1 pseudogene is annotated in these 222 nt (G+C 57.2%); it reads left to right on the top strand.

Annotated features, from left to right (window positions below):
- Positions 1–84: 84 nt before the first annotated feature.
- Positions 85–222 (top strand): annotated as a pseudogene (locus A3714_RS17705) (malate dehydrogenase); the annotation flags it as partial.

Here is a 222-nt window from a genome sequence, read left to right as displayed (position 1 = left end):
CCCATGGCGGGATTTGCCATTGCTCAGTGGCTCCCCTGGTTTCAGCCCCATAAGTTCTCCCGAATTCAAGCTAGGAGATTGTTAATGAAAGCACCCGTACGCGTAGCCGTTACCGGCGCCGCTGGCCAAATCAGCTATTCCCTGCTGTTCCGTATCGCCTCCGGCGACATGCTCGGCAAAGACCAGCCCGTTATTCTGCAACTGCTGGAAATCACCCCGGCC

It is taken from the genome of Alcanivorax sp. HI0007 (genome assembly GCF_001635525.1).
GTDB lineage: Bacteria > Pseudomonadota > Gammaproteobacteria > Pseudomonadales > Alcanivoracaceae > Alcanivorax.
Note: the sequence above shows the minus strand (reverse complement) of the source record. Positions and strands in the feature narration are given on the sequence as shown.